At 57.0% G+C, this 25,601-nt stretch carries 18 protein-coding genes and 3 pseudogenes; 14 read left to right on the top strand and 7 right to left on the bottom strand.

Translation table 11 applies throughout. The annotated features are described in order from the left end of the window. Positions 1–140: 140 nt before the first annotated feature. The 3 genes and pseudogenes from J5274_RS24765 to J5274_RS29105 all read right to left on the bottom strand — a co-directional run. Positions 141–1,667 (bottom strand): hypothetical protein, encoded by a 1,527-nt coding sequence (locus J5274_RS24765; protein ID WP_219275956.1) that lies wholly within the window; start codon positions 1,665–1,667, stop codon positions 141–143. After that, complete coding sequence (locus J5274_RS24760) at positions 1,649–2,308, bottom strand: hypothetical protein (protein WP_219275954.1); 660 nt, start codon at positions 2,306–2,308, stop codon at positions 1,649–1,651. Before J5274_RS24760 ends, J5274_RS24765 begins: the two co-directional genes overlap by 19 nt. Before the next feature lie 66 nt (positions 2,309–2,374). Beyond that, positions 2,375–2,738: pseudogene (locus tag J5274_RS29105) on the bottom strand (integrase); the annotation flags it as partial. 421 nt (positions 2,739–3,159) lie between these two features. On the opposite strand from J5274_RS29105, the pseudogene J5274_RS24755 reads away from it, so the two are divergent. The 8 genes and pseudogenes from J5274_RS24755 to J5274_RS24720 all read left to right on the top strand — a co-directional run. Further along, positions 3,160–3,846 (top strand): annotated as a pseudogene (locus J5274_RS24755) (DUF1403 family protein); the annotation flags it as partial. Between the two features lie 2 nt (positions 3,847–3,848). Continuing rightward, a pseudogene (locus tag J5274_RS24750) lies at positions 3,849–4,632 on the top strand (SMC-Scp complex subunit ScpB). Positions 4,633–4,987: 355 nt separating this feature from the next. Beyond that, positions 4,988–8,959 carry a hypothetical protein gene (locus J5274_RS24745; protein ID WP_219275952.1) on the top strand — a complete coding sequence of 1,324 codons (3,972 nt, stop codon included), beginning with the start codon at positions 4,988–4,990 and terminating at the stop codon, positions 8,957–8,959. A gap of 60 nt (positions 8,960–9,019) precedes the next feature. After that, positions 9,020–9,400: a helix-turn-helix domain-containing protein gene (locus J5274_RS24740; RefSeq protein ID WP_224129494.1), complete on the top strand. Its 381-nt coding sequence runs from the start codon at positions 9,020–9,022 to the stop codon at positions 9,398–9,400. After that, positions 9,397–10,329 carry a PD-(D/E)XK nuclease family protein gene (locus tag J5274_RS24735; RefSeq protein ID WP_219275950.1) on the top strand — a complete coding sequence of 311 codons (933 nt, stop codon included), beginning with the start codon at positions 9,397–9,399 and terminating at the stop codon, positions 10,327–10,329. Before J5274_RS24740 ends, J5274_RS24735 begins: the two co-directional genes overlap by 4 nt. After that, positions 10,326–12,695 (top strand): Piwi domain-containing protein, encoded by a 2,370-nt coding sequence (locus J5274_RS24730; RefSeq protein ID WP_219275948.1) that lies wholly within the window; start codon positions 10,326–10,328, stop codon positions 12,693–12,695. Before J5274_RS24735 ends, J5274_RS24730 begins: the two co-directional genes overlap by 4 nt. Beyond that, positions 12,692–13,048 carry a hypothetical protein gene (locus J5274_RS24725; protein WP_219275946.1) on the top strand — a complete coding sequence of 119 codons (357 nt, stop codon included), beginning with the start codon at positions 12,692–12,694 and terminating at the stop codon, positions 13,046–13,048. Before J5274_RS24730 ends, J5274_RS24725 begins: the two co-directional genes overlap by 4 nt. Then, positions 13,048–14,286, top strand: a complete 1,239-nt coding sequence (locus tag J5274_RS24720) for a hypothetical protein (RefSeq protein ID WP_219275944.1) — start codon at positions 13,048–13,050, stop codon at positions 14,284–14,286. The genes J5274_RS24725 and J5274_RS24720 overlap by 1 nt, the downstream gene beginning before the upstream one ends. Here the strand turns inward: J5274_RS24720 and J5274_RS24715 are convergent. The 4 genes from J5274_RS24715 to J5274_RS24700 form a co-directional block, all read right to left on the bottom strand. After that, positions 14,195–15,154 (bottom strand): CBASS cGAMP-activated phospholipase, encoded by a 960-nt coding sequence (locus tag J5274_RS24715; protein ID WP_219275941.1) that lies wholly within the window; start codon positions 15,152–15,154, stop codon positions 14,195–14,197. The genes J5274_RS24720 and J5274_RS24715 overlap by 92 nt on opposite strands. A gap of 1 nt (position 15,155) precedes the next feature. Then, the gene (locus J5274_RS24710) at positions 15,156–15,575 is read right to left on the bottom strand and encodes a hypothetical protein (protein ID WP_219275939.1); all 420 of its coding nucleotides are present in this window, start codon (positions 15,573–15,575) and stop codon (positions 15,156–15,158) included. Positions 15,576–15,676: 101 nt separating this feature from the next. Beyond that, a complete protein-coding gene (locus J5274_RS24705; RefSeq protein ID WP_219275937.1) occupies positions 15,677–16,108 on the bottom strand; it encodes a hypothetical protein in 432 nt (143 codons plus the stop codon). A 103-nt stretch (positions 16,109–16,211) separates the two neighbouring features. Continuing rightward, positions 16,212–16,778 carry a hypothetical protein gene (locus J5274_RS24700; RefSeq protein WP_219275935.1) on the bottom strand — a complete coding sequence of 189 codons (567 nt, stop codon included), beginning with the start codon at positions 16,776–16,778 and terminating at the stop codon, positions 16,212–16,214. A gap of 227 nt (positions 16,779–17,005) precedes the next feature. Between J5274_RS24700 and J5274_RS24695 the strand changes: the two genes are divergently transcribed. The 6 genes from J5274_RS24695 (at position 17,006) to J5274_RS24670 (ending at position 25,557) form a co-directional block, all read left to right on the top strand. Further along, positions 17,006–18,295, top strand: coding sequence for a HEPN/Toprim-associated domain-containing protein (locus J5274_RS24695; RefSeq protein ID WP_219275933.1), 1,290 nt, complete (start codon positions 17,006–17,008; stop codon positions 18,293–18,295). Between the two features lie 54 nt (positions 18,296–18,349). Next, entirely contained in the window at positions 18,350–22,195 is a 3,846-nt protein-coding gene (locus J5274_RS24690) for a hypothetical protein (protein ID WP_219275931.1), read from the top strand. A 79-nt stretch (positions 22,196–22,274) separates the two neighbouring features. Continuing rightward, positions 22,275–22,970 carry a hypothetical protein gene (locus J5274_RS24685; protein WP_219275929.1) on the top strand — a complete coding sequence of 232 codons (696 nt, stop codon included), beginning with the start codon at positions 22,275–22,277 and terminating at the stop codon, positions 22,968–22,970. Then, positions 22,952–23,524, top strand: coding sequence for a hypothetical protein (locus J5274_RS24680; protein WP_219275927.1), 573 nt, complete (start codon positions 22,952–22,954; stop codon positions 23,522–23,524). Before J5274_RS24685 ends, J5274_RS24680 begins: the two co-directional genes overlap by 19 nt. 109 nt (positions 23,525–23,633) lie before the next feature. Next, a complete protein-coding gene (locus tag J5274_RS24675) occupies positions 23,634–24,230 on the top strand; it encodes a hypothetical protein (protein WP_219275925.1) in 597 nt (198 codons plus the stop codon). After that, complete coding sequence (locus J5274_RS24670; protein ID WP_219275923.1) at positions 24,217–25,557, top strand: hypothetical protein; 1,341 nt, start codon at positions 24,217–24,219, stop codon at positions 25,555–25,557. Before J5274_RS24675 ends, J5274_RS24670 begins: the two co-directional genes overlap by 14 nt. Positions 25,558–25,601: the final 44 nt, after the last annotated feature.

Raw genomic sequence — 25,601 nt, 5'->3', positions numbered from 1 at the left:
TAGACACAGCATCCAGTTCGCCTCACTTCTCAGCAAGGCGGCCTTCCTCGGAGGCGTACCTAACAAGTGCAAAAGTAGTCGATGTGCTTTATCAAGCGCGTCCAGGAACACTTGCGGATACTGAACCACATTACGGCATTTTAAATGACGTCCAATCCGATAGCACGCAATGTGGCAGTCACAATACAATCCGGCATTGCGGACTCCCTCCCGCTGTACCAATGCAGACATCTCCTTGATTTTAAATGCGGTGTGCAGCCAACCACCGGTGCGAGCTCGAACTGAGCTAACTCCGGTATTGTCGAGGTTGCCTTGCCACATTCTAGGATGGCAGAGTTAGACCAAATCTGCTGTGAGATATCACTAAACAACACATATTTGGTCCATAGTTGTAGGATTGAGTGATCCCCAATTTTGACACCACTGGGTGTTAGAAACATTGGCGGAAGCGGAAGATTGGTAATATTCTTTCCATAAATGGTGTGGTCATAAAAAAGTTTATCGCCAAAGCGCAAACGTGCTTGTAAAAGAGGAATTGTGATCTCGCGAAGTGCATAATCTCTCATGCTTCGGACAATCCCGGCAGGACTTTGTGTTGTTTCCGCGTTTGCGGAAAGTGTTGTGGATATATTGTCGATGAGCGCTTTTAGGTCTTTTCGCTTAATCGTAGGGGGTGTGAGCGGCTTAACTGCAGGTTTTTTCCAATCTGCAAGTTCCAAGGCCATAATGAAAGCCCCGCCCGGCTGCAGCATTGTTTGTGTCGAACCGTATATCGGCGCCTGGGAAAGCATTAGCGCGCGGTCGATAAGCTCGGTAATATAGATTCGTGGAAACTGACTTATATCATGCTCATTCCGGAGGTATTTTGACACGAGCAAATCAATAATGTTGTAGGGTAGATTAGGGGCTTCGGGGATTGGTCCGCCTTTGGCGCCCCGACTTGTCGTGGTAAGCTTCCAAAGCAGATCGGATACCTCCTTAGGCCACCGAGATTCGAGTATAGAGCGCTGAAGAGCTTGAGCAGAGCCTTCGAGTAAAACTTCAAATCCGAGTGGCACCCATCTGTTCGACCCTCCAGGGAGTAGCTCTAGCGTTCCGTCATCGCGTTCGTAGCCGCTTGCGAGCGCGAGCGGAAATGCGGGCACTTCCCCGCGGACTCTTACTGTCGGGAAGTTAGACCAGCATCGCGTGTCGTGGCCGGAAGTGGTTGGAAGTTCGAACGAGCCTAAGAAAATCTGTTCAAGAAATAATCCCTTGTCCAAACGATCAGCAAATAGCTTTACATAGGACGGCGCATCCGCACTTTTAGCCCACGTTAAGAAAGGTAACCGCAATGGTATATTATCACGTTTCAACTGAGCACAAACTTCGGCAAACGCCATAAGGCGGTGCATATGGGCATCGAATAAAGTGATGCCAGCAAGAGTTCCGAAGCAGTCGTGAAAGTGACGTACCTCGTGTAGCCAAGCCACTTCCTGGAGCGCTATCTGAAGCAACCGCTCGATTTGCGGACCCGATTTCAACAGGGCGTCTAGTTCGGCATCGTCCAAAGGTAAATCTTCAGAGCTGACGCGAACTGCGAGATGTTGGTGATAATAAGTGCCAAATATGTTCGAATCGACGCCCGAATGAAAGATCATATCCCGGTTCAAATTGTTGTTCGCCACATGTTATCTTTGTTTTGGACATCGCCAGAGATTCCAGCCCAATGAGCGTCGATCAGGCCTAGATCTTTGAGACGTGCCAGCGCAATGAAACAATCTGTCTCAGGTGACTTGGCTTCGGACAATAAATCGGCAGTTGGAACCGAGCCGATGCTCTTCTCTTCCGCTTGGCTCTGTATCCGCTTTTTAACGATCATTTCAAATAGTCGCATTGCTAGGTCGTCTGCAGGAGATTTGAGCGTCACGAGATTGTCGGCAATCGACTTCATGATGTTAAGCGCGGACACAAATGCGCTCGGCTGCAATGCTACCGCCGCAATCAGGAAACCTACAAGATTGATAGCTATCGTGTTGGCGGCCGGTTTTACTTTGAAAAATTTCATTCTAGTTGGCGCACCCAACGGCCCTGTTTGACTGATCCGCATCGCAAAGTGGCGGGCCTGGGTCTGAGACAACACCTCAGTACTCACTTCCACTTCCGGTAATCCGGAGAATAGACTGCACAGAGAGTTGTTTAGCTGGACTTTTTCGTCTTCTGCTAAATGCCGAACCAAATTGTCGGGATCGATATCAAGGTCAAGGATCTCGGCGCAATGCGACAACATCGCCTCTAAAGCTTCAGTCTCATAGAAAAGTTGTTCCATAGTAAACCAATCTGTATTGCTGCGTTTCTTATAATAAGCATTTTCTCACCAGGTATGTAGATGATCTTATAGCATAAGAATAGGCGTTCCCCAAAGCCCCGAGGCTCTCGTCAAATTCACACGAAAACGCTTACTTCGCCGCTGATACCACCGGGTCTGCCCCGCAGGCGTGTGTCCCAGTTGCTTTTGGACATCACTCTCATCGATCTCGGTGGAGGAGGCGAGACCCGCTCGCTCTCGCTTAGATCGCCACGAGCGCCAGCGACGACGGCCGTGCGTTTTACCAGTCGCGCCACTTCCTTGCAGTTCAGCACCAACAGCTTTTCCATGCATCTTCACCCGGAAGTAAAAAGCCGATAGCCAGTTTGGCGGACTTGATCCACCTTTCGATCGCGGCGAGCGCACACGTCGCGTCAGACGAGCCCGACCCACCTCGACCTCTCACCACTCAGTTTTTACTTCGTAGGCTGCCGCGATCAAGGGTTTCGATTATCGCGATGATATCTCGGCAGACAATGCTCCCTTCCGCACCGGCGGCCGGGCAAGGATGCTGGGCCGTCGACGGTCGAGCGGGATAGTCGATCGAGGTGCGTGACCACAGCACGTCGCCCAGTGCGAGCGCCTTCAGCAGGCGCGCGAAGTGTGGGCGATCCGATCGCGCGCCTTCTCTTCGAACAGCACGGCGACGCCGGCCGCCTTCAGCGTGTCGCGCTGCGCATCCGCGCCTGGTCCTCGGTCCATACCCACGCATAGCCGTAAATGGTCGTTATCGGACATATTTATTGAGCGACGGGCGGTGCGGTTTAGCTCGATATCGCTGGCTAAAACCGCGCGCATAATTTAGACTCCGGCTGAGCGTCGCGGGCGACGATCCCGGCCCGGCTGGAACGCTGTTTCTGGCGACACGAATGCTGACGCGCCGATCCGAACCAGTCACCACCTCCTTCGTCAAAGAGATCGCCGATCTTTTTGGCCTTCGGTGGGACGACGGTCTTGCCTCAATTCCCGAAACCGTCGATTCTATAAATCAGTCCGGGCGAGCAGCACCCTTCGCGGTGGCGGACCTTATTACGGCGATCTCTGCCGTTCGCCCGGATGCCGAGGTGCTGGCGCTTGGGCTGGCCGAAACCGTTCTGGCCCATAAGCTGAATTGGCCGAAATCCGTGCCGCTGCTGCTACCCGAACGTTATGGGCCGGCTTTTCGGACGATCGGCGGCAGAGGCCGCGTCCGGCCGGGCGAGCCAGCTTATCCCAAAGCGATTTGCCTTGCATTGGTCGACGGCGTCGACGCGGCACTGCGTTCAGCAAGCGAGATCGACCGCCGCGCCGCCCGGCTACTGGCCGTTACGCCGAAGTTGCGCACCAAGGGTGCGGATTCGGTGATCCAAAAATTGCTGGACGAGGATGCCGTGTCCGCCTCGGCGCCCGGCAGTAACTTATCGCGCTGGGCGGCCAACCGGCTGTTCGAGCGGCTTGAGAGTCTGGACGCCGTGCGCGAGCTTTCGCGCCGCTCGTCTTTCCGGCTCTTTGGGTTGTGACGATGGCGGTAGCGAGCGCAGCCAAACCCTCCCGTCGTAAAGCGATCGCCGCAGACGAATGTCTGTACGACCGGGAGCTTGAGGACCCGCCGCCGGAAATGCGCTGGCGCGAATGGATGATGCGGGTCGAGGCGGTGATCTTTGCCTCGGCTGAACCGGTCGGCCGCGAGAGTTTGGCGCGGGTGGTCGGCAAGGATTGCACCGTCGATTTGCTGATCGACGATCTCATCGAAGAGCTGCGAGACCGGCCGTATGAACTGGTGTCGGTCGCCGGTGGTTGGCAGCACCGGACGCGACCGCGCTTCGCCGAAACGATCCGCGCTTCGTCGGCGCCGACGCGGGGCGGGGCGGCGGCGCTGTCGGAGTTTGAGGCGATGGTGCTGATGGCGATTGGATATTTTCAGCCGGTCACACGCGCTGAGTTGTCGAAGATCTTCGGCAAGGAGGTCAGCCGCGACGTCATCGGTAATTTGCGTGGTGCCGGTTTCATCGGCTCCGGGCCGCGCAGCCCAACGCCGGGCGCGCCTTATACCTACGTGACGACGTCACACTTTCTTTCGGCCTTCGGCATGGAGACATTGCGCGACCTGCCGAACATCGAAGCGCGTCGAGGACGCCGGTCTTCTGAGCAGGCATGCCGTGCAAAACGAAATCGCCGCCTCAGAGGGCAGCGAAAGCGAGAAGAACGAGGAATCGTCCTTACCGAGTGACGCCGGCTGTCTCCAGCCGCTTTGTCATGGGCACCGGACTCAGGATCATCGCGGTCGATGCCAGCGCGATCGATAGGCCCAGTTTCATCGGAAAAAGAAGCAACTGATTGAACAACGAGGTGTCTGAATAGGCGGCTGTGGTGCTGGCAACAGCCTCTTGGAAAGGCAGCGCTACGGCGTTGGCGCCATCTTGAACTTCTATGCTGCTGACCGGCCCGCTACGGGAACGCCTGTGGCGATCGGTTCACCAACCTTCAAGTCTGACATGGTGGCGTCCTTTCACGGTTGACGTTTCCATAAGTGCTGCGGCGCATAAAAGTTCCGTTTCAGCGCAGCTTTCTATCATTCTTGTCCTCCTTGTCGTAGCAGTTGAATTCAGTTGAGAATCCTCACTGAATAGCAGTTAGATGCGGCCATCGAGGAATGACGAAATGAAGGCAAAACCAGCTAGTAGAGTGACCGATATCACGGGTGCTAAGGCGGCGCTGGCTGGATACGAGTACCAGCTTGATGTGTCTGTCTACGCGGCGTTGCAGTTACTGCTAGTTGACAAGTCTGCTTCGCGCATAGTGCTTGAGCCTTCGAACGATGAGGACCTGGAAGTCGATCTTGATCGGTTCGCTCCGGGTAGGGTCGAGACAAGCGCCCAAACAAAGGCAGGCAAGCTGGTTGTACAAGTGAAATTCAGCAGCGGTGAGCCGTGGTCCGCTGCGGACTTAGCAAGGTTGCTGAATCACGGCAAACGGCGGCGTCCTGCCCGAGACCATCTCGACGATCCCGACACACGTTTCCTTCTGGTAACAAGTGCGGGCGTGAAGGGCGTGGCAAGACAGTTGCTCGTGGAGGACTTCGTTTTGCCGCCGGATCCCCTCGATCTGCCTGCAGAAATCAAGAAGGTCGTGCCAGTTGGGTCGGAGGGGCGTGTAGCCGTCTGGGAAGGTTTGACGGAAAAGGTGATCGACCTCGAAATGAGGATAATCCTTTGCGACATTCTCAAAGTTTCCCTGAAACGGTGGAAGCCCTGTCGCAAGAAGTTGCGCGACGAGGCGAAGACCCGGATGAAGGGGACGACGTCCGGCCTATGGACAAGGGAAGACTTAATCGCGACGATCCGCGAATACGGCGGCCAACTGTCGAGTGCTCCGGAGTTGGAAGCTTTCGTGAGACCGGGAAATTTCGATCAAATGCTGGCCTTGGTCAGGGAGCGGAATGCTCTCGTCATCAGAGGTCCGTCCGGAACAGGGAAAACGATTGCCGCTCTTGCGCTCTGTGATCGCATCAAGAAATCCGACGGGAGAATGGACCTGTTGTTCCTGGGGTCCAATGACGAGCCTGCGTCTATTCGAGCCCTATCGAATACTGGTCCAAGACTGATTTATCTTGAGGACCCGTGGGGAAGCTACGACCTGGAAAAGGGGGCAAAGAGCTGGACAGACCAGCTTCCAAGGCTGCTCAGCATGGCTCGGCCGGATTTCCGTTTCGTTGTGACTTCGCGTACGGACATCCTCCGAGAGGCACAGGGCCTTGATGCGTTGGGGCCTTGGTCGATTGATCTCGATAGTGAGGCCTACCGGAATGGTGAGCTGGAGAAAATTTACGACAAGCGCATGGATCTTCTGCGTACTGATATGCAGTCGAGGGCGCTGGAGTTTCGCAAGGAAATTCTCGATGAGCTGGAAACTCCGCTCGAACTCGATCTTTTCTTCAGGAAGCTGCAAGACGGACCAGAGCCCGGCGAGCTCGATCATGTGTTTCTGGGGCGCATAAAGAAGGTTGCTCATCGTAGTGCCGTTCAGGACGTCGTTGTCAAATATCTGGTCGGCATCGATGACGGGAGCTTAGCGGCGATCGTCTGGGCAATACTCAAGGCGAGGGGCAGCTTCGATCGAGATCAACTCGTTGAAATACAGCGGCAACTTAGGACGTCCGGAAAGACCCCGAAAGGCTTGGATCGCGTAATCGACCGTTTGGTATCAACAGGTCATCTGCGACAACCAGCTCGCACGGTTTCCTTCGCGCATCCAAGCGTGCAAGAGGGTTTTGAAGCATTTATTCGTAGGGACTGGCTATCTGCCGAAGAGCAGGTCGTGGCCCTTGTCTCTGCGCTGACAACGTTGAAAGGCCAATCCCGGTCATGGGCAATCCAGACGGCAGCCCAGATTATTGGCGTGGTGAAAGGCTTTGACAGTGGACTGTCGTCGTCGGTCGGCCAATTCGATAATGCCAGTCGTTGGGTAATCGACGAATGGCTTGAGCATGCACTTCTGGAGCCGTCCGCAGACTTTTCCGCTGTTTTGAATCTGGCTGCCAACGTTGGTACCCGCACTTCCAATCTTTCCGAACTCGCTCGTTGGTTTTTGAAGGGCTTCAAAAGAGGTGGGGACTGGTTTGATGATGATTGGCATCCGCCGGAGTTTAGCCCGGAATGGTACGAGAGGATTTCGTCCGACGGCAGAGTGCCCTTGGTTGTCGACCGTTTTATCCGCGAGTTTTTCGTCAATGATCATCATGTGCAGTATGGCCGCAGTTTTCCAACACTGCTCGATCGCCTTGCACCAAATACGACACCCGCGTTCCTGGACGTGGCCTCTCGACTGGTTGGATCCTCCCGCACTGATATCGTAGATGTCGCCGTTGCAGGCGCTGTTCGGAATCTCGACGCGTACGAGACTGTCGTCACGGCTGCATTGGCTGAACTCAAAGAGATCGAAGCGCAGTACGCGGAACGGGTCGAAGAGTGGCGGAAAATAGAAGACCGGGAGGTCGACTCCTACATTGAGGAATATCACTCCTCAGCCGGCGAAGATCTTGGTTACGCTTCGTCTCGGATCGTGAGCGGCTATGTCTCTGCCAAGAGGGGAGAGGGCCGGTGGCGCAGCCTCGCTCAGCATCCGCATGCCGACGGCCTTGTCCATTTCTGGGCGCAGGATGCTTGCTTGCATGAAGACGAGGTCGAAGCGGACGAGATCAGATCTCTACTCACCGCGGCTATTAGTTCTGACGGAGAGGCTAATGCCTGGTCGGCGGCAATTCGCCACTGGCAATCCGAGTTCGAACCCCTGCTTCTGAAGCGGATTTTGACAATTGAGGTCGATGACAGCGTGAGGAAAGCTTTGGCGGAATGCGCGCTGCGGGCTTCGCCAGAATTTCTGCAGCAGTGCGTCAGCGAGGTACGACAACGGCCGTCTGCAGTAGTCGGATTCATCTTCGATCTACGGCATGCCAGCAGAAATCTGCGAAAGGCGGAAACGAAAGCACTTCAGGCGAAGATATCGTCCGTCCTTAACAAGGCTGAGCTGGAGATCTTCAAGGCGTCTGGGGTTAAGAGCAGCGCGTCGATCCGAGATCAAGAGGCCCTTGGGCTTCTGGAAGCGGCGGCAACCACTTGCCAGATAGAGACATTGGATCTGATCGGTCCGATCATGATGGCTAGCGGCGTGAAGTCGGTCGCGATCGTACACCGCTGGCTGAATGGAGCTGTCCGGGAGGGGTCGGCAGAGAAAGCCGCGTCGGCCGCCGTTGATCTTGATAATCCTGCCCTGGTTGCCGAAGCCAAGGGGCACCAGCGTGGACAAGCGCGCACAATAGCGCTGGAGCACCTTATAAAAAACTCGCCGGTTCCATTTTCAGCCGACATCCTGTTGATGGAGAAGGATCCGAGCGCACTGGTCCGCACGGCGCTCGTGGCGGCGCTGAAAGGTCGGCCTCACCCGAATCATCTGCCCGTGCTCGTCCGCCTGACCGACGACACCTGGTCGAACGCTGATCATCACTATGGCGAGCCGCCATCCTACCCCATCGCTCGTGCCGCGTCCGAAGGGCTTTGTGAGTACGGCACTCTCGATGATGCAATCTGCGAGCGCCTAGTTGCACTTGCCACTAGGCGAGAAGACCGGGCCTTGGCAAAATCATTGCTGACAACGGCAGGGAGGTGCGGTTCGGCAGCCATTCGTGGCCTGATCTGGCAGACGGCGATGCGTGTCGATTTAGCTTGGGTGCGTGTTGACGCGATTGATGCGCTGACAGATTGCCTGCTAGTAGAGGCCGATATCTTGTCGCAGGCAGCAAAAAGGCTCAATCGACTCGCAGGACCGCTAGCGGTATCCACGACTGTCCTCTTGACCCGGCACTTGCAGCTACAGGATGCGGTCGCTGTGCTTGAAGGCGTTGGCCGAGCGGCCGCGACGCGAGCACTCCTGCTGGTCGGTGTCGTCGAAATGAACCCGAAACACCCGAAGCAAGCCCGGCAGCTGCTCAATCTGCTCGATGATAATCATCCTGTTCGCGACATACTTGATTTGGCGGGCCGACGCCTGCCGCCATCGGTGCTCGATGATCTTGGGCGGGTACGTTTGCGACGTTTCGTAAAGGATCACCTCAGGGCGTATTTCCTAAAAGACTGACATTACCCCATTCTACCCTCTGATAGATTGCGCTATCCCGAGTGCTTGACAAACTTAGCAGTGCGTAGCATTCTTTGCTACATGCATAATCGTGAACAAAACCTCGGCGTTTTTTTAAGTGCGGCCCGGCGCAAGCTTGGCCTCTCTCTTCGTTCGGTTGAAGCCAGCACCGGAATCTCGAATGCCTACCTCAGTCAGCTCGAAAACGGAAAAATAAAGACGCCGGCCCCGCAAAACCTTCACAGTCTCGCTGCCTATTACTCGGTTCCCTATGCTCTCCTTATGGAGATGGCGGGCTATCCGACAGCCGAACCAAACGACACCCAGATCGGATCCCCGACCAGACTCGCAGCGCGCATCGGCTCCGTCACAAGCGACGAGGAAGATCAGCTCGTCGAATATCTCGAGTTCATCCGGGCACGCAGAAAGAGGCTCGAATGAAATGGTCCTACTCGGGCGGCCGTTCGTTCAGGGCCTGCCAGCGCCAGTGGTTTTACAAGCACATTGTTGGTGTTGGCCAAGCCAAGGCGCCCGAGCGTCGAAAGGTATATCTCCTCGGTAAAACCGACAGCATCAGCGCCTGGCGCGGCCGCCTGGTTGACGGCTTGATCGGAGATGAAATTGTTGCACGTCATGCACAAGGTCGGCCGTTCCCAACCTTCAGGCAGATGATTGAACTCGCCGATGCGCGCTTTCATGCGCAACTCGAATATGCGCGCAACCACGTCCCCACGGATATTTCACTTAGGGGTGACGATGAGAATTTTGCGCTTTTTCGCGAAGGCGAGACGATAACCGACGCAGATATTGCTCTTGCTCGATCGGAGATGAAGCAAGCGCTGCATAGCTTGTATCGCGCGGAAGCGGTAAAATCGGTCGTCAAGGGTGCCGATCGCTTGTTCAGTCAGCGATCGCTGCAGTTTCCGCTCCTCGACAATGTAACAGCGGTCGCCATTCCCGATCTTATTGCTTTCGAGTGGGACCAGAGCCCGACCATCATCGATTGGAAGGTCCACGCACAGGGCACCTACGATGCCTGGATGCAGCTCGCGATCTACGCGCTCGCCATCGAACGCTGCAAGCCTCATCGCGACTGGAAGGACTTCTTCGAGGGGATAGAGCGAAACGCAAAGACTATACGGCTTCTCGAGGTTCAATTGCTGACGAATGTCGTACGCGAACATAGGCTGACGGACGAGGACTTTGCGACGGCCGAGGACTTCATGATGTCGACGGCTTATGAAATGTCGTGCCTTGTTGATGACAGAGCATACGGTGAAATCGAGCCCGAAGAATTCCATCAGGCACGCTCACCCGAGGCCTGTGATGCCTGCAGCTATAAACCGTTGTGCTGGGAGGTTTCCGAATGACGATCGAAACAAATATCTATGCGATCGACGGGCTATCGAAGCTCTCGGTCCAATATTCCGTGTTCAAGATCGTCGGCCTCACGCCGACCCATACCAGCTACCACGGCAATATCCAGACACTGATCGATCGTCTAAGCCGCGCGATGAAAGCACCGGTGACGACGATCGAGCGAAATGGAGAGCGCCATATCGTCATCCCCACGGATGCGGGGCAGCCGCCGATCGTCAAGCTTGTTGGCGCGGCCGCCATTCTCAAACCAACCGGTGAGACGATCGATCTCGACTTCGGGCATGAAGCGGATGGCTTTGATAGTTTACGGCAACGCTTCCTGCAATTTGTCATTCAGTCCCCATTGCGCAATCGCAGTGGCCTATGGCAGCCGAAGAGCGGACAAGCGTTTTTTCAGAAGACACCGCACGAGACGATCGATGGTATCGAGCTCTTCCATGGATCGAGCCTGAGGGTGGTTCCTTCGCCGGCGGGCGGCTGGGGCTTGTGCGTCGATACACGGTCCAAATTGGTTCGTGCTCGACCGCTTTCCCAACGGCTGACGGCGGAAGAGGTAAAGCGCTTCGTTGGACGGAGCCTTGTCTACCGGTTTGGCCACCAATGGTTCGAGGTCACGCTGCAAGGTGTCACGGACATCGATATCAGCGAACGCTTCCTGCCGGAGGGCGACGCGGTTGTCAGTCTTCTCGAGTACCTGAATCTGAAAACCAGAAAACCGGTCCCGGCCGGACTTGCAAATCTCGATCCCGCAGGCGCGGCGATTTTCTATCGCACCGAGGGTCCGGCGGCGAAATACGCTCCTGCCGGTCTTTGCCATCTCGTTGAAGATCCCCATACCAAAGACGGCGCGCGGTTGCAGTCCAAAGCTATTCTTCCGCCGCATGTGCGCGTCAATTTGGCGGAGAAATTCATATCGGAACACTTGAGCAGACTTCAGCTTGGCAATGTCATCCTCAAGGTGTCGAACAAGCCCGTGCAGTCGGATGGCCAAAGCTTTGATATCCCGCAATTCAGATTTGGCCGAAACTACGTTCTTGTAACCGGAAATCCCGCAAGCGACAGGAACGCGATACGCCTCCAGGACCTCGGCCGCCGTCGAAGCGCGCTGCTTGACGACGGAAGGGCCGGCTTCTTCAGCCAGACGCCCCTCAACCGGCAATACCTCGTCCTACCGACCTCGGTGGCAAACAGTGTGGGACCGGCCTTTGCCGACGATCTTAAGCGGACGGTGTCGCAACTCTATCCGCAAGGCGGCCCCTACGAGCCAGAGATCATTGTCTATGACGACCTCAACGCTCGGCGCAATTTCGTTGAGCAGGCACGCGCCATCAAGGCCGCGCTGGCGCATGCCAACGCGAAGCCGGGCAACGCCCTTGTCATGATCCATGATCTCTCACATCGAGCTTCGCGCGTCGCCGACCAGCTGGAAGCCATGATCGTCAAGGACTTTCCGATCGAGTTCGACCTTGTGGCATCGGTCATCCATACGAAGACTGCCTTGGAGACTTACCGTTTTGCCGTCGGCAAGAACGAGCCGGTCTACGAGGCCGATCCAGCAAAGAGAAATCGCTTCAACTCGTATCTGCGCAACGTCGCCTTGAGCAAGGTACTGCTGGCAAATGGCAAGGTTCCGTTTGTGTTGAATGCGCCGACCAACGGGCATGTGTTCGTCGGCATCGACGTGAAACACAATACCGCGGCATTTTCATTGGTGGCTGATGGTGGAAGCATCATCCACAGCAAGACCTGGAAGTCGCGGCAGAAGGAGCAGTTGACTGCCGAGCAGGTCGAGAAATATCTCGTCGAATTGATCGGGATCGAGGCGCGGAGTTTTAGCACGCCGCCACGCGAGATCGTTGTTCATCGGGACGGCCGCGCCTTTCCCTCCGAAATCCAGGGCTTGCGCAACGCCTGCGCGAGGCTGGCCGAACAAGGCGTGATATCGTCTGCGTTCAATCTTACGGTGATCGAGATCAAGAAATCGGGGCCTGTGACACTGCGATTGTTCGACGTTGCGTCGTCAGACGGGCGGCGCCGTACAAACAATCCGACTGTGGGTGCCTGGCAAAAACTGAACGACAATGAAGGCTTCGTCTGCACGACAGGGGAGCCTTTTGGACGACGCGGGACCGCGCGTCCCCTCCATGTCGTCCGTGTCAGTGGAGATATGACCATCGATCAGTGCGTAGAGGATGTCTTCAAGCTGTCCTGCCTTGCTTGGTCGTCGCCTGACGGAGGCACCCGGCTTCCCGCGTCAATCAAACTGTGTGACCGCGTTCTGTTTGAGGATGCCGCCGACTATGACGTCGATGCACTTAATTTCGCCAATCCTTCCAGCGACGGGAGCGTGGCATGAGCGACCTCGGGCTGCTATCTAGCGTTCATTCGTCGTTCGAGGAGTATGCGACGCTGCTCGATGATGTCATAGCGGAGCTTCAAAGCGACACCGGGCAGACAGACAAATGCCAAAGGCTGATCGCTCTTCTTTCGGAGGTCCAGAATGGAGCCGATGGCGGAGCATCCCTGCGCGCCATCCAGTTTTCCTACATGCTGAACGATGCTTATGGCCGACCGGTCGATAATTTCGCCGATCTTGTGGCGCAGTTGCAGGCGGGCAGGCGCGATGTCCCGCTTCTAAGCAGGGTCTCTGCCCTATCCAGTCACCTGGAGAAGGAACGGGCCGCAATCGCTCACCGTATGAGACGCTGATGCTCGAATCTTACCTGAAGGGTTCGATCATCCAGATGATAAGCAGGGCACGGCAACTCAGCCTCGTCATCGACAAGCCTTACCCTCAGCATTATGACGGCCTTCGCCACCTTTGTTCGCAGCGGCTTCAAGAAACGCTCGACAGTCTGATTGCCCTTGAGCGCGAATTGATCGTCAACGAGGAGATCCAGACGCCCAGACGGCTTCGTGTTTTCAAACGAAATTGCGAGCAGTTGGAAGAGATCGAGACGATTGGCGCGACGGCGTTGGCAATGGCGCAGCAAGAGGCTTCTTTTCTGAACGCAACGGTCCGGGCAATCTGCGACGATATTGGCTACCCGCTCGTTCCCCCGACGGTCGCCAATATGTCCACCTCTCACTTCGGCATCTACGCAGAGTACAATCTGCTGATCGTTCCGCTTCTGGAGAGCCGCTACCTTTTGCACCTGCCGGATATCTATCATGAGTTAGCGCACCCGTTCCTGCACGGACGCTATGAGAACCGCTCCGTGCTTGACGGTTACCGCTACGCCTTCAAGGCAGCGATGGTGGCGGTTAGCCAGCATACGCGATCGGCGGTGCTTTATGCCAAGAGAGAGCGCGCACCGCCTGCCGTCGAGCTGCAATACCTTTTCTGGGGTCAAGCCTGGCAAAAATACTGGCTTGAGGAGTTCTTCTGCGACATTTTTGCGGCACTATCCTGCGGACCAGCCTACGCCTGGTCGCACTACCATCTCGCAATCAAACAGGGTGACGGCGCCTTCTCGACCCCCACCAACAAGAAGCAGACGCATCCGCCCGACGATGCACGCATGCGGATAATTCTTTTTTCCCTGCAAAAGCTTGGGTTCGGCGAAGAATCCATTGTGCTGGCGAGAGCCTGGTCCGACATGCTCGCGCTCCGCGGTGAGCGCGCTGAGCCCGAGTACCGCCAATGTTTCCCCGACAACCTGCTCCAGACAATCGTCGATCTCGCCCATGCCGGCGTCGACAGCATGAACGTTAATCTTGCGGTGCCCGGCGCGCTGACGCGCTGGTCGGAGCGGTTGAATGAAGCGTGGACGGTTTTCTGGCGGATCCGGAGGCATACAGCAACTGGGAACGCTCGCGGATCAAGATCCTCGAGGATACAACAGGTCCCCGGCGCTAGAAGAATGCACGCAGGCGTCGGTCCGATTTGGTGCGCTCGAACGCAGCGCCGGCAAGAGAGGTCAGCGTGGCGGTCGCCTGAGGTGTAGCATGATCGAGCCCGGCGATCGCCTTGACCTGCTTTTGGGCCGGCTCCTCGTCGATGCGCAGATGCCGATCGCCAAGAAGCTGAGTTGCCTGGCGAAGCGACAGGTCTTCCTGCGCTGCCATGACCGTCTGGATCAAGCCCCGAACGAAAAACCACGACACAATAGACGGCCTCAAGGGTCGCGCATGGAGAGCCGCGCCATTTCGGCGTGCTGCGGTACCAATGGAGAGCGTGTAGATGGTATCGAGGCTGGCACGGCGGGTGGCAATCGTGTCGCTGATGGCCACCATGTCCGGCGCATTCGCAATCAGTCCGCCGTCGGCGTACTGGTCGGTATTGATCTTCTTCAACGGAAAATAAGTGGGTGCCGCCGCGCTTGCCAAAATGGCATCCCTCAACCTCACATTATCCGCTCGCCCGCCAGCGAGACCGTGCGAGCGGAAAATCGCCGCCGAACCGGTCGTGTAGTTCACTGCGGTAATCATCAGCGGGCAATCGACTGAACTCATCGGGAGATCCGCGCCGTCCAGCGTCAGGACTGCCTCGATTGCCGTCTCAAGCGCATCGGTGCTGTAGGGCGACGCAACAAGAAATCGCTTCGCGAAGGTTGTCGCCGATCTCTGGAAAATCGATGGACCGTGTTGCTCCATCGCCGCGCGAAGCTGCGCGGCCGGTATGCCGAGGGCCAAGCCGGCGGACAGCAGCGCACCAATCGAGGTTCCAGCGATCAAGTCGAACCTGCTTTTGATCTGGCAGTTAAACGCGCGTTCACAGCGCTGAAGATATTCGGCCGTGAATAAACCGCGATATCCCCCGCCGCTCAGTGCGAGGATTTGATATCGGTCCTTTCGTGGCTGGCTGCCGTTCACGTCAGCCACCATGCGCGGTAACGTATTCAACCGGGCATTCGATAACGAGGCCAGGGACGGAAGCGTGGGCCTCCTGTCGCCGGTCCACGTAGATGAACGGGACGCCCTGTCGTCCGATCGATGCGGTCGCAAGCTCCACCTTCTCGGACGCGCCGACGGCGAAGTCGGTGCCGTCTTCGTCAAGGAAGGTGATGTCAACGTCCAGCAATTCGCCCCATCGTTCGGCGATTTTTTCATCCATCGGAATGATACGCTCGTTCTGCATGAACGATGCAAGGTAAATCTGTGCATTCTTCTTAAGGAGACCAAGGCTGGGAAGCTGTGGATCGCGTGCGACGCGCGCGTGCGCAATCCATTGGTCGATCGTGTGCATGATCGTCATCGGCACGACACAGCTGATGCATATATCGTCCTCGAACACGTGCTTTTCGCCGACGGATGCGAGCCATCGTTCAGCGGGCAGATCAAGCCGTTTGATGATGTCGAGGACCGTCTGTGCGCTCAAAAGATAGGGCGTCATTCTTAACCGAGACGCCTACGTCCGCCGAGAGTCTGTTCCGAGTGGCGACGCCCAACCCTCAATTTGGCCAGTGAAAGATGTGTGGGCTCGAGTTGTTCGAGCAGAGCATCGGCCGCGCGCCGGTTGGCAACCTGCCTGCCGGCCAGGTCATAGACCGCACCCATGAGTTTGACGAGCTGATCTACCGACATCATGATATCGGCGTCCTTCAAAGACCGGATGGTCCCACGATTGACGATAACTGAGGCAATTCCGTTCCTCGATGCTTTACGAAGTGTGGGAACACCCTTGTTGGCCTTTTCCGCCGGAACGAGTTCGATATCGAACTCTCGCATCAATGCGAGAGCGTCCTTGATGTCGCCTCTAATTTCGGTATCTTCAATCATATCCACGAAGGGGCCGACTGCCTCTCCAAACTTCAGCTTGTCAGCCATCAACATAACTCCTGGACATCTACCCATCGAATATACGCACAAACCGTACGATTTCAAGTCAAACCGTACGGAAAGGCCATTTTGTTGAACTTTCGGTTCGCTCCTAGCCGTTGTGAGGCCACCGCTCGTTAAATGCATTTCTGAGGTGGGTTTGGACTGTCGCGGGGGCACTGTTGATGTATTGAGCGGCAAGCGCAAAGCTCTCCCGGGGCAAGCTTTCCAGATAGGAGAGCGCCTCCTCAATCCCGAATGGCCTTTTCAATTTCTCGGAAAAGTTCCCGGCGAGTGCCGTCCAGATGACTGAGTCGAGATCTCGATGAGCGGCCCAGTGCGAAATTACCGTGATTGCGTTGGGATGGCGTTCGCGCGCCCGCTGGCTCACCTCTCCCGATACAAAGTCGATAAAACCGACGCCGTTCACGTGTTCCATGTTTTCTCGAACCCGCAGATTTTCAAGAGCTTCACCAAGTTCCGTACACGAGCTCATCGCGAAATAGGTATTGCATACCTGTCCGTCAGTCTCGTCGATAACGAGCGTCAACCTTCCATTCCTGGAAATGCGCGAGAACTCAATCGGCAAAGCAGGGCCGCCCTCGGCGAATGGATTTCGAACCTGCAGATTATCTGGATTCCAGATCAGCGATCCCCAGGCTAGAACTGCAATCTCCATAAGATAGTCCACTTCGCAAAAGGAGCCTTCCGTTCGATTGTCGGATTATTCACAAGTTCTGGCAATGCCCGGTTAGAAGCGCTCCTGGAATTTTTACGGCAACAGACCCGCCTGCCAACCGTAAGGCCGACGCCGCCTCTACGGTCTCCGCGCGCGGGCTCTGTCCGATCAACCTTGAATCCATCCGCGGTTGTTTTTCTCCGGGACATGTGGACAGCTGTAGCCGCATGGTGACGAGCTTCACCTCTTGGTTTAGTCAGTCATTGCGCCGGTTCGGCGATGTACGACCTCGCCAACTTGCGGACGAAGAAAAACGATCAGGCGCGATTTCGAGCTCGCCTATTGAGGAGATGAACGCTTTGGGTTCGTATGCCGATCTTCGTATTGGACCGATGGCGCTCGAATCGAGCGGCAACTTCGCCACGATCACGCATCAGACAATTTTCCAGGAGAAACATCGAACCGTTGTCGAGCGCAACTTTGACGGGGCGGTCACGACAACTGAAGTATACCAGGCTCGCTTGGGCGAGTTGGTTACGAGACTGGAGCTTTCGGGCTCGACCTTGCAAGGGATCGAACGACGGTTTTCCGACCCATACGTTAGCTACGATCCTCACCATGACATCTGTTTCTCGGATGCCGTGATGCTCGTGAAACAGACCGACCTTTCGACGGTTCAAGCCGATCGCGTCGACCCGGCCGCAGCCGGCTTGTTGCCGTATGAATTTCAGGCGCGGCTATCGAAACCGGATCACTTTGATCTCTTTCCGTATCACGGATGGGACCTGTCGGCGCTTTTGGAACGGTTGTCGGCATACGACACCCTGCGGATTATCGCCGAGCGGCCTGAGAACTTGGACTTGATGATCGTGTGGGACTTCATGGATGTCGTCCATGGTGGCTACTTTTCGCGCGAAGAATTCACAGTCGGTTCGATTGGAGGCAGCCACCTGCTCGTTACGGAAGGAACGAGCGATACCGAGATCATCCGGCACGCATTCAGCGTTCTTCGGCCAGATGTCGCCGATTTCTTTCGCTACGTCGACATGGAGAAAAACTATCCTTTTGGCGGCCATGGCGACTTGCTGAACTTCATGAAGGGACTGAACAGTATCGGAATGGCGGTGGGTGTGCTGGCAATATTCGATAATGACACGGCTGGCCTCGGTTCGCTGCGTGAGCTTGCCAAAATACCGGACATCAAGGCCGTAAAGCTTCCCGATATGGCAGAGTTCGAAGCATTTTCGACCATAGGGCCTGGCGGAGAACAACGCGCTGACATCAATGGCCGGGCTGCCGCCATCGAGTGCTATCTTGAACTGCCCGAAAACTATCGGATCCGGTGGAACAATTTTGACGCCAAGGTCGGGGAATATCACGGCACTATCGATCAAACGAGAGCCGAAAAGAGCGCACAGCGCGATGCTTTCCTCAAGACGGCCGCCGGTGACCCATACCCCTTCGAGAAAATAGTGACGGTCCTTGACGTTATTGTCGAAGCCTGCGTTGCCGGATAGTCATGGCAGTCAATGTTCAACGTGCGATTTTATGTTTGCGGGGCAAAAGACTAGATGTTCGAGGTCAAACCTGCCCAGATCGAGGCGCTCGATAGCATGCAACTTGTGCTGTTGTTGAAAGGGTTGCTTCACGCGGAGGCGCTCGCTTCGGGTCTGCAATTGGCGAGCGTTATGGTGCCGCTGCAGATCACCGTTGCCGACGGCGGCGAAGACGGAAGAATGACATGGACTGGCGGCGTTGACGCGACAGATTTTCTGCCATCCCGCTCGAATTTCTTTCAGTGCAAGGCGAGCAAGATCGGCCGCAACGGCTGGAAAAAAGAGTGCTGGGCAAAATCGACGCATAAAAAAGGCGTCAAGAAGGCGCTGACGCCCGCTTTGCTGTCGATCGTCGCTGGCGGCGGTAGCTACTTGGGTTTCACGATCGAAGCCCTTACGGGAGAAAAACGCGACGACTACATCAAGGCGATCGCGGAAGGGATCGAGGAAGCGGGCGGCGATCCGAAGAAACTCTCCGCAATCCGTCTGTACGACGCCAACACGATCGCATCATGGGCGGAGCGCCATCCGTCCGTTGCGATTTGGCTTGCAGAGAGAGGTTCCGGCCAGTCTCTGGCGGGATATCGAACCGTTGACGGATGGGGGACGCGCAGCGACTTCGCCGGAATCGATTACGTGGTGGACGCCGGCGACCGTTATCTCATCGGGGCGAGGAAAGAACGAGATCCAACCGGCGCAGAAAACCGTGTCGATGCGGCCAAAGCATCGGCCAAGATTTTCGAGCATCTCGCCGAACCAGGTCGCTTGGTCCGCGTCGTCGGAGCGTCAGGCCTCGGAAAAAGCCGTTTCGTCTATGAGGCGCTGCGCGCCTCCGGCACCCAGATCGGCGAAGTCTTCAAGAGCAGCGCAATCTTTGCGGACTATAATGTTGTCGCCGCAAGTTTGCTCGGCGTGGCGACTCGTCTTGCCGAAAGCGGGAACCAGACCCTTCTTGTGGTTGACGAATGCCCGCGGGATATTGCAATAAGACTCGCTGAAATTGCAGGGTCGGTCGGAAGTCAGCTCCGAATGATAGCCATAGATACTGACGACCGGCCTCTTGAGGACGGGAGGGTTTTGCAGATCTCACTGGTGCCGAGCGACAAGGTCCTCGTCGAAACCATTCTTCGAAAACGCAATCCCGCCCTCGATAGCGACGCCGTCGCTCGACTGAGCGAAATCTTCGGTGGCTTTCCGCGGTTCGCAGTGTTGGCGACGGAGGAGGGTGGAAACGGCCGACTTGCAGACGTCGAAACGATTGCGGATGTCGTCGATCGTATTCTCAAAGGCGCAGGCATTGTCGGCGAAGCGGAAGTTCGGGCTCTCCGATCGCTTGCGATGTTCGAACGGATCGGTATCGAGGCGAACCCGGGGCCGGCCCAACTGGATATTGTCGCTGAGCGGCTCGGCAGGATGACGGGCGACGAGATGTATGAGCATCTGGCGCGGGCGAAATCTCGCTTTCTCGTCGGACAGAACGGCAATGACTTCAGCGCGCAACCGACACCAGTAGCCAATCATCTGGCGTCGCGCCTGATCGGAATTCTCCGGCCCTCCTTGCTTGACCGACTGATGGCCGAAGCGACCGACGATCTCCTATTGGCTCTTTTCGGCCGCTGGCGACATCTGGACGCGTTGCCGATCGTTATCGAAACAAGCTCGCGCTTCATTCGCGAACAGCTGTCCGACATCGAGGCGATCCTTTCCGAGAGAGGCTGCGCGGCGATCGATGCCCTCGTTCATCTCGTGCCCGATCGGGTCGCCGACCTTTTGCGCTTTACCGTGCTTCCGCTTTCAGACGACGCTCTCCAGCTCAGCATTGATGCTCGCCGAAGTCTGGTAGAGGCGCTGTCCAAACTGGCATTCCGTACACATTCGTTTGCAATTGCCGCCCGACTTCTTCTGCGATTGGCCGCCAATGAAACGGAAGAGTGGGCAAACAACGCGACGAGCCTGTTCAAACAGCTGTTTCAGCTCGAGTTGAGCGGAACGGAAGTTCCTCCCGCCGAGCGGTTCTTCGTACTTGACGAGGGGCTGGAACGCGCCGATCCAGCGACGCTCGGCATTTGCGTGGACGCTCTTTCCAGCGTCTTTGCAAGAGATTACATCCGATACGGAGACAGCGGTCGGATAGGCTCCGGCCCTCCGCTTGTCGATTGGTTCCCGACAACCTGGGATGAAGTTCATGAGTTCTACCGCGAGGGCTTGAATCGACTGATCCATGTACGCGAAAAGCATCCGGAATTCGCAAAGCGATGTGAGGATATCATGTCGCGTGCGTCGCGTAGAATGCTCAACACAAGCCTCTACGAGGAATTCGGTGAACGCCTCGTTGCAATCGCCATTGAAAAAGGCTTCTGGCCGGAGGCTGTCGAAAGCGTCGGAGATTGGCTTTATTTCGACCGAAAAGGTGCACCGCCCGAGCGGAGCGACTACGTGCGGACGCTGTATGATCGACTGTTTCCCGCAGCGCTCGTCGACCGCGCGATCGTTTTCACGAAATTCTGGCGATCCGACATCCGGGATCCCGAAGCGATTTACCGGGAGGGCGACAACGACTTCGACTATTCCGAGCGCGCGGCGCGCGAGATGTCACGGCAGATCGCTTCCGACGAGTCTCAGGTGCTCGAGGCGATCCGGCGCATGACGCCCCTCGACCTTAAGAGCGTGTATCCGTTTGCGGAAGAGCTTGGGTATCGAGCCGCAAACAAAGGTGAGGCGTTTAAGGTCACACTGGATATCGTCGCAACCAATGCCACCGGCTTGAACCTCCTGCGAGGCCTGCTCGCCGGCATAGATCGAGCCGACAAAAAGCTCGCCGATGACTGCCTCCAAAAGGCACTCGCGACGCTGGAAAGCGAAACGGCGGTCGTCGGTCTCTATACGGCCCTCGCGATGAACAAAGAGCGCCTGGAGCGCGTCATCATCGATGTCAAAGCGCGCAGGGTCGCGCCTGGATATTGGACGGTCTTGTCGCATGGTAGGGGTCTGGACGAACTAGATCTAGACGACGTCGCCAAGCTGCTGGAGCCGCTGTCGTCTCAAGAGGGTGACGGGGCATGGGCGGCTTTGGAAATTGCGATGATGTACCGCTATGGAAAAGCTATCGATCCGGCGAAGGCACGATATGTCGCGACCCTTTTGACGAACCCCCTTCTGCTCGAACATAGCCGAGGGAGCCAGCGAGACGGTCACACGTTCGAAGATCTTTTGAAGCGCGTCCGCTCCACGATCGGAATCGATGCCGCATTCGCCGACCGCCTGGCAGCGCAGATCGTCACCTTGGCGGGAAGCAAAAACTACGAACTTTTCTCCGCGCTCGACGATACGATGCGCACCGTCGTGGCGATCCTTCGCGAAGACGCACCGGGCGTCTTGTGGTCGCACATTTCGCACTTCTACGAAACGTCCACACCGATCGAGCGCAACCGGCTCAAGCGCCTCATCGGCCCGTCCAACGAGCGCTTCGATGGCAGCGAGACCCGGGAGGCGGGATCGCTCTTCGGAGTGCCGGAGGATCTCGTATTTCAATGGGCGGACGCGTCCGCTGAACGATCGGCGCTGCTTATCGATTTCTATCCAATGATTGCCGAGGGAACGGAAGAGGAATTCGTCTGGCATCCAGCGCTTGAGAAGATCGCCGAACGCTACGGGAAATCGAAAGCGTTTCTGGCGGCATTGTCTCAGCGTCTTCGGCCAAAATCTTGGTCCGGTTCTATCGTACCCATTTTGGAGGTTTATCTTGCGCCGCTCCGATCCTGGGCCGACCATCCTGTCAGGGCACTATCGCTCTGGGCAAAGAGCGAGCTACGCTTTATCGAGCGGCGAATTGAAATCGAGCGGCAACACGAATCGGCTTAGGTTGACGTGAACCAACATCGACGCATCAGAGGAAGCCGAACGCAGCAGCAGGCCGCCGCCGCGGCCTACCGGGGGGAATATGAAGATCTTTTGGTCCTGGCAGAGCGACCGCACATGCAAAGTCACCCGAAACGTTGTGCATGACGCGCTCGGACGAGCACTGCTGGCACTTGGCGATGAACTCGAACTCGCTCCGAGCGATCGACCGGAGCTTGATCACGACACCAAGAATTCCCCGGGCATGGCGGCCATCGCCGACACGATCTTCGACAAGATCAGGCAATCCGCCGTCTTCGTTGGCGATGTGACAAGCGTGGGGAAATCCGAGGGCGGGCGGGATCTGCCGAATCCGAACGTGCTAATCGAGCTCGGCTGGGCGTGGGCGCACCTCTCCCATGAAAACATCATTCTCGTCGCCAACAAGTATTATGGTCCGAAGAAACCGGAGCAACTTCCGTTCGACATTCGCCACCGCCGCGCAGTCGTCTTCTACCAGCTCGCCAAGGACGCGGATGCGGACACCATCGAAGCGACCACAGTCAAACTTTCAGAGGATCTGAGAGAAGCTCTGCGGTTGTCGTTGACCGACTGGCTGGCAACCAAAGCGAGCACGCCGGGGCCTTCGGGAAAGCCATCGAGATCCGGCGATCCGTCCGTCTGGTTCGAGAAAGGCACGCCCCTCAAACACCAGCCCTGGCACGGTGGAGGTTCGAGACAGGAGGTGTGCCGACAGAGGCGAGGCGGATCTACGCCCGAGTGGTGCCGGAGGCCTTAGCAAACGGCAATCCCAAAGCCGCCGCCGTCCATTCCTATCAAGGAAACCGGGGGGCAACGGCCTTGCGGCCGGTCGGGCCTTACACATCCGCCGACGGTGGTCTCAACACCGACGGAGTACTCCGCTACTCGCTTTCGGGCAACGGCGGCGAGACCTGGTCCGCGACCCAGTGGTTTCGGGAAACGGGCGAGATCTGGTCGTACGACACGTATCGATTGGAAGACGGAAAATTCTACTTCGGCAGCGTCCTGGGCGACCTCATGGATTTCGTTCGTACGTGTCTCGAAATCTTGGAGTCCTTCGGAGCAACCGGCCAGATCCGGATCGAAGTCGGAGCGGTCGGTCTTTTCGGCACGACTTGGCCCGGACAATTCGCGCACGAGCGCAGCAATGCTTTGCTCGATACCTTTCGAGTCACGCACAGTCGGAGGCGATGGGACGCGGGCGCGCTTTTGGACCTGATGGTCGATGTCAGCAGCGAGATAATGGAAGCCTACGGACGGCCCCATTTGGGTCGTGAACAGGTCGAAGCTCTTTTGAACACCAGGCGCTGAGAGGTACGAAACTGCGATGCGTTTGATTGTGTAACGGAGGCGTTTGGCAATCCGGTGCGGGCGCGGCGCGGCGCCAGACTTTTTCTGCGACGGCGATGGGGAGGGGAATTTGAATTTCGACGATCTGGTTACGGCATTGGAGCCGCCCCCGAACCGTGCTGGACGGGTCAACGGGGCGCACGAACATCATCTTCACGAAGGCGCCGTCATGGTCGCCTTCGCCATGCATCTGTTGCGTTCAGAGGAAACCACGCATGTGCGGATCCACCCCGACGGAGAACATGGAAAGCGGTTCGACTTTTCGGTTTGGCTCGAAAGGCGCGGCTTTCGAAAGCTGTCCGCCTTAGGCAGCACCGCCTATGGCGGCGAATACCGCAATTCAATCGGGCAGATCATCACGGTCGACCCGAAGTCCGGATTGGGGGACGTCGTGGCGGATACGCCGCGAGGAACGGTTTCGGTCGAGTGCAAGGGCGGCATCATTAACACGCGGCATCCTGGACAGGTCTCGCGGCTCTACAAGGGACTGTGCGAAGCAGTCGGCATGTTGATGGCGACGCCGGCGTCCGGCCGCCAAGTGGCATGCGTTCCGTTGACAGAGGGCACGATGAGGCTTGCTAAACGTTTGGCGCCGCGATGTGCGCTGGCGGGGATAGAGATCGCGCTTATCGGAAGCCGCGGCGAGGTTGTCGATGTCAGAGCGTGAGCTTCCCGGCCCCAGCCAGGAGATGATCGCCGCCGTGATCGATCTCTGGCGATTGAAACCACCAGGGCCGCCCGATCTGTTCGCGGATCGGAACTTCCTCCGACTTCGCGATTGTTGCGCCTCTCTGCACCCGTATACGAGGGCGCTGGGTTTCAATTCCGCGCTGGCGACGGCTCTAAGAGCGCTTGGACTCCCTTGCAGTCTGTCGAAGGACTCCAAGGGATTGCCCTCGAGACCTGAGGACGCCGCCGGTGCCCTTCACTCGGCCTTTCTGCAGACCCATTCGAAGAAACTGCATCTCATTCCTATGGACTTGGCCGACCGATTGCCGCCGCTTACATTCGGCAGAGCCCGCTTGGGGAGGTTCACCCCAAACCAAATTCGTGAACTGTTCAACGAAGAGCAGCTGAGACGAACGTATCCGAAGCATAAACTCGACGCCGATCTGTTCGCCGAGTTTCAATGGCTCGTCGTCGAAGAGACCGTCGAGTTCGAGCAGGACAAGGGCGCGCGCGTCCTCCCCGACCTTCTGATAGATTTTAGTCAGGACCTCGGTCGCATCGAACCTCACGAAGCTCGGCATTCAGGAGCGATCGAGGCTGTGTTGTTCTTCCTGCTTCTTTCGCCATGGGAGGAGTGGGCGGCGATGCTGGAGTTGGACTGGCGCGGCTTCCAGGTACCTTGGGTCCACACAATCGACAGCGACATCTTCGTACGAAGGGCTACGCCCCCTTCTCCCGACAGCCTCAACTGGACCATAGCCATCTTCCCCGATGGTTTCGGTGGCGAAATCGAGGAAGACGTGCCCTTGGTCCGTAACCTAGAGGATCAAGCCGAGACCGACCTTTCAAAGTTGGATCAACCCTACTGGGAAATCGTGGAACGGGCTCGCAAATCCGTTCTCTTTGAAACTCCGATCGTTCATTTCTTCACCCGCGCCTTCTTTGCCGATGGCATCGACGAGTTCCTGGCACATATGATCGTCATCGATGCTGCACTGGGGCTGCACGCCGACTATGACCAATCGCGTCGTGTTTCCCCTGATCGTCACAAAGGAATCGGAGCGACGAAACGCCTGCGCCATCGTGTCGGCGGCCTCCTGGGAAACCGGACCTTCGGCGATCAGTTCGACAGGCTATTCAATATCAGGAGCGCATTTCTGCACGGCCGTCCGATGGGCGCCATATCCAGCAAGGACCGCGTCGATACGCGCTCGCTGGCCCGGCGGGTGGTATGCGCGTTGATTGAAGCGACTACCACCGGATCATTCCTGTCGCGCGAGGAATACCTTGACGATTTGCTGGACGCCGGCCTGCAGCTGCCGTAGCAGGCGTTGATGTGTTCGCGCCATCTGCAATCCATATCAATTCG

Origin of the sequence: Rhizobium sp. L51/94, from assembly GCF_019355555.1 — a bacterium.
GTDB classification, from domain to species: Bacteria; Pseudomonadota; Alphaproteobacteria; order Rhizobiales; family Rhizobiaceae; genus Rhizobium; species Rhizobium rhododendri.
Note: the sequence above shows the minus strand (reverse complement) of the source record. Positions and strands in the feature narration are given on the sequence as shown.